This is a genomic window from Stenotrophomonas sp. HMSC10F06 (assembly GCF_001807865.1).
In the GTDB taxonomy this organism is placed as follows: Bacteria; Pseudomonadota; Gammaproteobacteria; order Xanthomonadales; family Xanthomonadaceae; genus Stenotrophomonas; species Stenotrophomonas bentonitica_A.
In genome coordinates, this window is the sequence record NZ_KV791280.1 from 1 (window position 1) to 1,219 (window position 1,219).

The 1,219-nt window shown below is 60.3% G+C and carries 1 protein-coding gene; it reads left to right on the plus strand.

Annotation, left to right across the window (positions count from 1 at the left end):
* Positions 1 to 70 precede the first annotated feature (70 nt).
* Positions 71 to 1,181, plus strand: a protein-coding gene (locus HMPREF3113_RS10135; protein ID WP_139146341.1) for an IS3 family transposase whose coding sequence is annotated in 2 segments (ribosomal slippage) — positions 71 to 324 and positions 323 to 1,181 — 1,113 coding nt in all. Because the reading frame shifts where the segments join, the coding sequence is not laid out codon by codon here.
* Positions 1,182 to 1,219: the final 38 nt, after the last annotated feature.

Here is a 1,219-nt window from a genome sequence, read left to right on the forward strand (position 1 = left end):
GGTAATCCCCCCGCAGGTTAGCCGCAGCCATAAGTGGAATTTTCTCGTAATCTAACCCCGAGGAGATCCCATGAAGAAGTCACGATTCACCGACAGCCAGATCATCGCCGTGCTCAAGCAGGCCGAGGTCGGCACCCCTGTCCCCGAGCTCTGCCGTCAGCACGGCATCAGCTCAGCGACGTTCTACAAGTGGCGCAGCAAATTCGGCGGCATGGATGCGTCGATGATGTCCCAGCTCAAGGAGCTGCAGGATGAAAACCGGCGGCTGAAGAAGATGTACGCCGATGCCCAGCTGAGTGCTGACCTGCTGAAGGAAGCGCTGTAAAAAAATGGTGAGGCCATCTCAGCGTCGCGAGATGGCCCTGACAGCAGTCAAGGACGGCAGCACAAGCATTGCCCATGCATGCAGGACGTTCGATGTGAGCCAGACCTGCTATCGCTACCAGGCCAAGGCCAGCGGGGAAAACGCGATCATCGCCGATTGGCTGGTCAGGCTGACCGGCGCCTACCGGGACTGGGGCTTCGGGCTGTGCTTCCTGCACCTGCGCAACGTCAAGGGCTTTGCCTGGAATCACAAGCGCGTATATCGCATCTATCGGGAGCTGGAGTTGAACCTTCGGATCAAGCCGCGCAAGCGCATCATTCGTGAGGCGCCACAGCCGTTGGCCGTGCCGGAGGCAGCCAACCAGACGTGGTCGATGGACTTCATGCACGACCAGCTGGCCGACGGTCGTAGCTTCCGGCTCCTGAATGTGCTGGATGACTTCAACCGTGAGGGCCTGGCGATGGAGGTCGATATTTCCCTGCCGGCGGCACGGGTGATCCGCAGCCTGGACCAGCTCATCCAGTGGCGGGGAAAGCCGCTGGCGATACGTTGCGACAACGGCCCGGAATACATCAGCGGCGCACTGCAGGCGTGGGCTGAGCGCCAGGGAATCAAGCTGCTCTACATCCAGCCGGGTCATCCGCAGCAGAATGCCTACATCGAGCGCTACAACCGCACCGTGCGTTACGCCTGGCTGGCCAGCAACCTGTTCAACGACATCGAGCAGGTCCAGGAGATTGCCACCCGATGGCTATGGACTTACAACCACGAGCGCCCGAATATGGCGCTCGGCGGCATCACGCCGATGCAGGCTCTCAACAGACAGATGTCTAGCCAACTGGCGATGGTCGCCTAATTCCACCTTTGCTGACGGTTAAAAGCGGGGGGATTACC